The sequence below is a fragment of the Prevotella sp. P3-122 genome, from assembly GCF_002251365.1.
Classification (GTDB): domain Bacteria; phylum Bacteroidota; class Bacteroidia; order Bacteroidales; family Bacteroidaceae; genus Prevotella.
Genome location: NZ_NPJH01000057.1, coordinates 1 through 9,770 on the forward strand (window position 1 = coordinate 1; position 9,770 = coordinate 9,770).

The following is a 9,770-nucleotide window of genomic DNA, read 5'->3' on the forward strand; positions in this document are numbered from 1 at the left end:
AAAGGTACGAAAAATACTTGAGAATAAAGACGATTCTGAGTTAAACAACTATAACAAAACAAACAAAATCACACGACTGGTAACGAATCTAACCTACGTGGCTATAGTTTTCGGACAGTCTCCCCCTATGTTTTTTGGTTATTTTATCTACCACATCTACCACTGCACTGTATAACGTGTTGTTTTCTAACTGTTTAGGTGGTGGTAGATGTGGTGGTAGATGGGTGGTAGATGTGGTAGATGCAATGCTGGTAAATGCCTTATCTGCACTTATTGGAGCTCCCTATTCTCCTTGCTGTTTGATATCGGTAGCAGCAGGAGGAGGAAATAAAGGAAGTAGCGGTTTGTGTAATTACGCTAAATGGATTTCCATTATATAATAAAATGTGCAGCCTCGGCAATTGGGGCTGCACATTTTGTATGATATTAATACAACATACCGAACAACCATAGCGGGATTCGCGCGCCACGCCCTATTTCGGTATCATCAACTGCAAGATAACTATCGGGAATATCTTTTATTTGACTGAAAGTTTTTCCCTTTCCTCCTACTTCAAACAAATATCTACCGTCAACAAGGAAGTCACCAGCCTTGGGATAGCTCAGCTCGTGAGACTGCGACAATTGGTTCATGAAGAAAGTTTCCCTCACACTTCCGATGTCAGCACGTGGAGAAAGAGCATACATCAGAGTCGGATTGTTGATGTATATCTTGTCGGGACGCGACAATTGGTTGATGCTTTTTGCCTTACTGCCAAGTAGCAGAAGTAGCCCGCCACGCTCCAATGCCCTAAGCATCTTCAGCCCGTTGTTGCGGTCGGTTTCAAGTTCACGGTACAGCTGCGACATATTCGGCAACTGGGGAACACATTCCGAAAGAACCATCAGCATTTTCTTCGTCTTGCGTATTGTGGCAACTGTCACATCGTCAATCTGAGGATAGTCACTCTCAATCACTTGGTTCACCGTTGCCAACAATCTTGAATCAAACCCTTGTCTGACAGCCTTGTAGAACGGATAATATCCCTCGCGCAAATATTTGTTGAAACACCCAAGCACATTAGTTCGTGAACAGATGTCCATTGCTATTTCCACATGATTGTCCATTAACTGCTCCAATGTCAGTCTTTCATGTTTAACTACACCCTCATACTCCAAGTACTCCCTAAACGACATTCCCCTCATCTCATACATCACTTGCCTACGCGAGAGATCTCCCTCATGGGCATCAATTTCAAGCATCGAAGAGCCCGTATATACGATGTACATCCCCGGATAATTATCCGACATATTCTTCAGCATTGTCTGCCATTTAGGTTCGTAATGTATTTCATCTATGAAGATATGCGTCCCGCCATGGTTATAATGAAAATCCACAAGGTCAAGAATCTTATTGTCTGCAAACCATATATTGTCGAGCGAGACATACAACACCTTCTCAAGTTCTTGACCATGGAAACTCTGTTTGATATGTTGCAGCAACAGAGTTGTCTTGCCACAGCCTCGCGGTCCCTTAATACCAATAAGTTTGTCTTCCCAGTCTATCTCATAGAACAGGTATCTATGAAATTCAGTGGGTGTAGCCGTCAGTCTTCTATTGAAAACCCTTATAATCTCCTCAATCCTTGATTCATTCATCTTCAGTTGCATTAGATATTACGTGGGTAAAGATACAAATAATATTTGGAAACACCAAATATTACATCGATTTAGTGTTTTCAAACATTAATTACTATACAAATTTAATGTTTGGAAACATCAATATAGCTATAAAAGGTGCAGCCTCGGCATTCGGGGCTGCACCAAATATTTCATAGTCTCCTCTCCTTCTTCTTGATTTACATGTGCAAAATACGATAAATATCAGTATCGCCCAAACTTTTGCGCTTATTCTCGCATATGGCATGAGGTACCAAGCATCCACTGCTTTTACAGATAGTCAAATAGCTGCATATAGTGGATAATGGTTTTTTTGACGAAATATATTTGTTGGTAAACGGCAAAAAAAGGGCTTCTGAAATTTGGTGGTAAACGGCAATATCACTATCTTTGCAACCAATAATCTTGTTTTGGTGTATAAACATTACGTGCAATAATCTTGTTTTGGTGTATTTTGAATATGAAACGTAAGATTTACAACAAGTTACTCGAATGGAAACGAAAGAGGGCGAGAAAAGAAGCCTTGTTGATTGATGGGGCACGTCGAGTTGGCAAGAGTTATATCGCTGAGGAATTCGGCCGGAACGAATACAAGTCATATATACTTGTGAATTTCGGTCAGATGACTGCTGATATGATTGATATTTTCGAACATGACCTATCCTTTCCCGACAGTCTTTTCATGCGATTGCAGGTGGTGACAGGTATAAAGCTATATGAACATCAGTCACTCATTATCTTCGACGAAGTTCAGTGTTATCCCAAGGCGAGAGAAGCCATAAAATGGCTGGTAGCCGACGGAAGATACGATTATATAGAAACAGGTTCTTTAGTCAGCATAAGAAAGAATACCGAGGGCATAATCATTCCGTCGGAAGAATACCATATTGACATGTTCCCAATGGACTTCGAGGAATTTCTCTGGGCTATGGGAGAAGAGATGCTTATGCCCTGGGCAGCCAAGTGCCTTGAAGAACGCAAGCCTATGGGAGCTGCAATACATCGCAAAATGATGGAACTGTTGAGGATGTATATGGTTATCGGCGGTATGCCACAGGCTGTGGAGGAATACGTCAGAAGCAAGGACTTTGATGAAGTTGATCATGTGAAGCGCAACATCCTGTCGCTCTATCGCAATGACATATTTCAATATGCAGGGAATGATGCCGCAAAGGTAGCCAATATATTCGATGCGATTCCTGGACAATTGCAGAAGCATGAAAAACGCTTTCGTATTGGTCAGATGAAGAAAGGTGCCAGAACAAGAGACTATGCCGAGGCATTCTTCTGGATTGATGAGGCCAGGGTGGTGAATACATGCTATGCGGCAACGGAACCAAGTATAGGTCTTAAGCTCAATCGTGATGATTCGCGTTACAAACTCTATTTCGCTGATACAGGGTTACTTGTCTCGCATACATTTGACGATTCTGACGGTAGCATGCAAGAGGTATATAAGAAAATTATACTTGGCAAGCTCGAAATGAATTCGGGGATGCTGGTGGAGAACCTTGTGGCGCAAATGTTGAGAGCTTCTGGAAAGAAACTTTATTATTTTTCCAAAAACGACAGGGAGAACAGTGAGGAAACAATGGAGATAGACTTTCTTGTGAGAAAAGCAAGCGTCACAAACCGTCATAACATTTGTCCCGTAGAAGTGAAATCAACTCAAAGATATACCACTTCTTCACTAAACAAATTCTGCAGAAAGTTCGACTCCTATCTGCATACACCATACATCATCCACAGTGGTGATCTGAGGGTGGAAGGAAAAACCTTATTCATACCGCTATATATGACTCCGCTCTTATGATATTGATATTCGGGTAATAAAATATATGGTGCAGCCTCAATAATAGGGGCTGCACCATAATATTTCATAGTCTCCTCTCCTTCTTCTTGGTTTACACGTGCAATATACGATATATATATCAATATCGCCCAAACTTTTGCGCTTATTCTCGCAAATGGCATGAGGTACCAAGCATCCACTGCTTTTACAGATAGTCAAATAGCTGCATATAGTGGATAATGGTTTTTTTGACGAAATATATTTGGTGGTAAACGGCAAAAAAAGGGCTTCTGAAATTTGGTGGTAAACGGCAATATCACTATCTTTGCAACCAATAATCTTGTTTTGGTGTATAAACGCTATGTACCATAATCTTGTTTTGGTGTATAAACATTACGTGAAATAATCTTGTTTTGGTGTATTTTGAATATGAAACGTAAGATTTACAACAAGTTACTTTCACATTGACCTTAATGCCTTAATCCCAAAGGATTAATCTTTATCAGTCACAGTCTATACTATCCATAAAAGAAATAGTGCAGTCTCATAAGCGTTGAGGCTGCACCATATTCTTATTGTTTTCCTATATAGGAAGATGGTTTAATCATGTGTCATCGTAGTGTAGAAGAATCCAAATGAGCCCAATGAGCATACTACTGAATAGTAGCCTGTCGTCAAACTACCGCCCAATGATACGAATTTCATACTCATTTCAGGCTGATAGTTGGTAATGGTATTGTTTACTGGCTTAAGGAAACACTCACCATATGTTGGGTCTGTATATAGTAATTGATTTTGACCAACGGTTATTATTCCTGTTTCTGCATCGTAAGTACCACTAATAGTCTCTCCACCATCCCAGAGATTGATTATGTTAACTTCAGTATTGCTACCTGCAACAAAAGCTATTTCTACTTTGTAAGTAGTGCCGCCATCTACAAAACTTCCGTCTTCATCTCTGCTGAAATCAGTTGCTGTATATGTACCTTCAAGGGCAAATATTGGAGCAGCAGCGGTTGTTAGGCTTGATGGCTCACCAAAGATGGTGATGTTGGAACGGGTAATGACGTAAGGGCGCAAGTAATATGTTGTCTTTTCGTCAAGACCAGTTACTTTTATATCAGTTTCTGTTACATCGGATGATGAGGCTGCTACATATTTTCCATTGACAAAATCTTTGTCTTTAGAATACTGAACGCCATACTCTATTACATTGTCAAGCTCACTAATGGTTACTTTTAACAAAGCGTCACAATAGGTGCTTTCCGTAACGGATACTGTCGCTGTAGGATTTGGAAGATGACTCCAGCCGCTTTCAACCTCATCCTTGTCATCCATTGTGTCGTTGCAGCTGCAACAAAGTCCGAGGATTATTGCAGAGCAAGCTATGATAGATAAATAAATACGTTTCATAATTATGTTTATGTTTTATGGGTTTTGGTCTGCATCTGTGATATGAGTGTTTTCTTGTAGCTCTTTCAATGGAATCTGGTATGTCCATTTCGGATCTTGGGCAGGAACAATGATGTCGTAACCTGCAAGGTGGTTGTTTCCATCATATTTGCGGTTGATACCCTTGTTCAGACGCTTCAGGTCAAAGTATGCAAAGCCTTCGCCCCAAAGTTCTATACGGCGTTGAAGAACAACATCTTCTGCGCTAACAGACGGCATGTTCCATGATGGGTCACGCTTTGCCATAAGTTTCTTTAAAGCAGTTGCGGCTTCTGTGTTTTTTCCCTGACGGGCAAGAGCCTCTGCTTCAATAAGTACCATTTCTGCTGCACGCATATAAACATAGTCCATTGTCCAGTTGCCATCTGAACCGAACTTTGTGTTTGCGTATGGAAGAGTAGCACCATAAGAATCGTACTTGTTGTTACCATCGGGCCCATTGAACCAATATTGTTTTCTGAAATCTGTATCGTTCATCATACCATAAAGGCGGGCGTCAATCAGGTTGGTGTTATAACCAAGTCCTGCATATCCTGGTGCAATTGACGAAATCATAGAGAAGAAAGAAGCATAGGTGGTTTGGGTTTCTGTATTATGGTCAAATCCCCACATCCACTCGCTGTTGCTTATATCCATGAAACCGTCTTGCAGCCCCTTCTCGTCCATGATGGTGTATCCCACCTGTGCAGACCTTGCCGAAGCTTCTGCTTTGCTCCACTGTTGTGAGAGCAAATAGTAGCGTGCCTGAAGGCCCAGAGCAACCTGAAGGCTTATCTCGTTCTTGCTCTCTGGGGCGTAGTTTTGCAGATTCTCAATTGCTTTGCTGTAGTCAGACTCTATTTGATTAAACAAATCCTTAACAGTATTCCTACCCATTGCAGCATCAATCTGCTCCTCTGTAGCTCCTTCAACGGCCAATAGCTTCATTGGCACAGCAGGCGCGTCGCTGTTGATAGTTCCATCAGCTTTCACACAATTCTGATACAACTGAACAAGGTAGTAATAAGCCATGCCTCGAACCGCGTATGCCTGTCCGATAAGGCCCTTCTCCTTGTCTGTATTGCCACCTTCTGGATATAGGGCTATAATTTCATTAGCCTTGGCAATTAGCGAATAGAATGTGTTCCAGTCCACATGTGTGCGGCGATAGTTGTACATTCTGTTGTCAAAACCATAGTCGTAGCCGAACCAGTGGAATGCGGCCATAGCTATATCCTCGCTCATCATGTCTGTTGAATGCAGTACGGACATAAAGCTGAAGTCATCGTGTGACTCACCTCCGTCAGTGTTGAATTTCACCATCCATGACCACATTCCGTTGAGGAAAGCTGTAGGATCATTGTTTCCTGCGTTTATGGCTGCTTCTTGGTCAAGATTTGACGTGTATTCCGTGTCAAGGAAATCACTGCTACAAGAGCTTAGAAAGGCTGTTGCAACCAATCCGATTCCTATATATTTTCTTATTTTCATATTCTTGTCAATTTATTTGTTTGTTTCTGTTAGAATGACAGATTAATACCGAACGAATATGTGCTCAAAGCTGAGTATACGTAACCAGTAGCACCGCTGAAGTTCTGGCGAGTATCAAGACCTTTGCGCTTTGATGAATACCAGATGTTGTCACCTGTAATATAGAAGCGCAGTCTTTCTATGCCCAGTTGTTTCACGATATGATTTGGAACGGTATAGCCGAGAGTGATGTTGCGAAGGCTGAAGTATGAAGCCTTGGTGAGGAAGAAGTCACTCGCTCCATCAATAGATGCATCTTGACCCTGCCAATTCAGTTTTGGAATATTGGTATTGGTGTTGTTCTCCGTCCATCGGTTGAACATGTCTTTGTGGAAGTTTGTTCCTTTGTCGCCAGAGTTCATCAATGCGGAATAGTATGAATCCAGAACCCAACCACCAAGTTGGAATGCAGTCTGAATAGACAAGTCGAATCCGTATGCCTCTACAGTTGTTGATATACCACCTGTAAGGTCAGGAATTGACGACTTTCCTGTCTGACGAAGAGATGCTTCCGATGCTGTGTTTACAATGGTCTTTGTCTCTGTTCCGTCTTCATTCTCAACGTATTTGTTGTATTGGGGTAAACCTGTTTCAGGGTCTACGCCTGCGTACTCATAAAGATACCAGTCATAGAGAGAACCGCCAATCTTCCTCCAGTAGTACCCAGCCTGATAGCCGTCAGGATATTCGCTTGCTGGCTTGGAGGCTGGCAGTTTTGTCAGCTTGTTCTTGTAGTGGGTAAGGTTTAGAGCCATGTTCCATTTAATGGTGTTGTTCTTTATGATGTCACCATTAAGTTCAAGCTCAATACCTGTATTCTTCATGTCCATCTCATTACGATAGATAAACGATGGTGAACCTTCTGACATGGCGATAGGACTGGCGTAAATCATATCGTTGGTCTTCTTGATGAAGAAGTCAAAGTTTACGTTAAGTCTGCCGAAAAGACTTGCTTCAAATCCAGCATTGAAGTTCTGGCTCTTCTCCCATGTCAGGTCGGGGTTGCCACGCATTACTTTCTCAAATGCAGCTTGGTTATTCACACGGTTTACGGCATATAGGTCTGAATATGCTTTCCAAATAGTGTAGCCATTGCCGTCAAGAATATTGTCATTACCCTGAGTACCATAGCTCATTTTAACTTTTAGGTTGTTGACAAAGTCTATGTTCTTCATCCAAGGCTCTTCTGACAGACGCCATGATGCGCCTACAGCCCAGAAGCTACCCCAACGGTTGTCCTTATGGAACTTGGAAGAACCGTCGCGGCGTATGCTTGCAGTGAAATAGTACCTGTCAAGATAGTCGTATTCACCTTTGGCGAAATAGCCCTCAAGGGCATATTCGTTGGTGTAGCTGCCCAAATCCTGATAAGTAGAGGCATTGCTGAACTCGCTGTTGTTGGGGTCTGCAAAACCGGTCATGTGAGCATATAGGTATTTTTCCTGGTCACTCTTAGTTTCATGGCCAAGCAATATGTGTACTCCATGCATTCCAAAATTATGGTTCCAGTCAAGAAGCTGGTTGACATTGAGGGCACCATAGCGGGTACTGTACTTGTATGCACGTCCACCAACGCTGGCTGCGTCACCTCCAATTGGAGTGGCAAAATAGTTTTCGTTGGTGTTGAATACATCGTAGGCGATGTTTGCAGTAAACTTAAAGTCATTAAGGAAATTCCACTGGAAATATCCGCGAGAACTGATATTGTCGCGAGAAATCTCATTTATATTCTCCTTTGCAACAGCCAGCGGGTTTTGCTCGGAAGCATAAGGACGCTGGTTCTCTGTACCAAAATCGTATCGGTCTCTGCCGTTTTCGTCCTTTATCCTGTTACCTTCTGCATCATACATGTAGATAGGGTAGATTGGAGCAATCAGCTGTGAGAACATGAATATATTGGAATAGTTAGTGTCCTCATCATCAGCAAATTTGCTTCGAACGGTATTTGAATAAGCTATGTTTCCACCAATCTTGACATTGTCATTTATCTTCTGGTCTACTTTAACCCTTGCAGAAATACGTTCAAACTTTGAACCAGTCATGTAGCCTTCGTCAGACAAATATCCTAATGAGGCGTATGCCTGAGTATAGTCGCTACCACCTTGGATGTTCACATTGTATTCCTGACGCAGACCATTCTCAAATGGGTCTTTGGACCAGTCATCGTTCCATTTTAAATCTTTGGCGTTAGGGTTGAGTTTTCCTGTCAGAGGATCAATAATCTGATCATCGGCAATTCCTTTGTAGATATTGTACTTCAAGTTCTTGCTGATAAGGTTCTTTGCTGCGTATGCATTGGCATCAACCCTTGACATGGAACCGAGCAGAGAGTTACGGTAAGATTCATACATCATTTCGTAGTACTCTCCCGGATTGGTAATTATGTCGTAAGCAGGTACGCCACGGGTGTTGAAGCCGATACGTCCGTCAAAGTTAATCTTCACTTTGCCGCTCTTGCTTCCTTTTGTGGTAATCATAATTACACCGTTTGAGCCACGTGCACCATACATGGAGTTTGCTGCTGCGTCTTTCAGAACGGTTACATTCTCGATATCCATAGTCGGAATGGAGTTAAGGCTGCCTTCGTATGGCACACCATCAACTACAATAAGTGGCTCCTGACTGCTCGAAATAGAGCCAATACCACGGATACGGATTTTTGCGTCAGAACCAGGCGTTCCACTTGATGATGTTATCTGAACACCTGCAACAGCTCCTTCAAGAGCTTTTGACAGAGTTGAAACTTGCAGCTTTTCGAGATTTTCTGTTTTTACTGTTGATGCAGCACCTGTAAACGAACTCTTCTTTTGGGTTCCGTATGCCACAACCACAATCTCGTCAAGTTTTTTTTCGTCACTTTTCAGCATGATGCGCATATTTGCACGTGCGCTAACCTCGATAGGTTCCATGCCCACGTATGCAATGCTAAGCGTGTTCTTGCCTTTGGGGCAGGTAATGCTGAACTTACCGTTCATGTCAGTTACAGTACCTTCATTGGTACCGACAACTCTTACTGTGGCGCCGATTACGGGCTGTCCGTCATCATAGGAGACGACTGTACCCTTAACCTGCGTCTGGGCCAGCGATACGCCCACACAGGCGAACAAGCCGACCAAAAGCATAGTTAGTCTCTTTTTCATAAATTCTCTCTCTTAATAAAATATTAATCTAATTTTAATCCAGCTGCAAATTTATACTAAATAAATCTAATAACAAAATATTTTTATGTAAAAATGCTATTTTTGGTTAAAATACTATCACAAACATATAGATCACACTTATTATCTTTCCAAATGAAAAGAGTTTAGAGATAAGAATTACCATTGCAAACAGCGACGCGACGATGTTATAGCTATAT

At 42.0% G+C, this 9,770-nt stretch carries 5 protein-coding genes; 1 reads left to right on the forward strand and 4 read right to left on the reverse strand.

The window, feature by feature from the left end:
- Window positions 1-426 precede the first annotated feature (426 nt).
- Window positions 427-1,638 carry an ATP-binding protein gene (locus CIL02_RS10190; RefSeq protein WP_094401439.1) on the reverse strand — a complete coding sequence of 404 codons (1,212 nt, stop codon included), beginning with the start codon at window positions 1,636-1,638 and terminating at the stop codon, window positions 427-429.
- A gap of 481 nt (window positions 1,639-2,119) precedes the next feature.
- On the opposite strand from CIL02_RS10190, the gene CIL02_RS10195 reads away from it, so the two are divergent.
- Window positions 2,120-3,472 (forward strand): ATP-binding protein, encoded by a 1,353-nt coding sequence (locus tag CIL02_RS10195; RefSeq protein WP_094401441.1) that lies wholly within the window; start codon window positions 2,120-2,122, stop codon window positions 3,470-3,472.
- Window positions 3,473-4,051: 579 nt separating this feature from the next.
- Here CIL02_RS10195 and CIL02_RS10200 read toward each other — a convergent pair.
- The 3 genes from CIL02_RS10200 to CIL02_RS10210 all read right to left on the reverse strand — a co-directional run bounded on the left by CIL02_RS10200 (window position 4,052) and on the right by CIL02_RS10210 (window position 9,552).
- Entirely contained in the window at window positions 4,052-4,789 is a 738-nt protein-coding gene (locus CIL02_RS10200) for a hypothetical protein (protein ID WP_094401443.1), read from the reverse strand.
- A gap of 90 nt (window positions 4,790-4,879) precedes the next feature.
- Window positions 4,880-6,373: a RagB/SusD family nutrient uptake outer membrane protein gene (locus CIL02_RS10205; RefSeq protein WP_094401445.1), complete on the reverse strand. Its 1,494-nt coding sequence runs from the start codon at window positions 6,371-6,373 to the stop codon at window positions 4,880-4,882.
- Window positions 6,374-6,402: 29 nt separating this feature from the next.
- Window positions 6,403-9,552, reverse strand: coding sequence for a TonB-dependent receptor (locus tag CIL02_RS10210; RefSeq protein ID WP_094401447.1), 3,150 nt, complete (start codon window positions 9,550-9,552; stop codon window positions 6,403-6,405).
- Window positions 9,553-9,770: the final 218 nt, after the last annotated feature.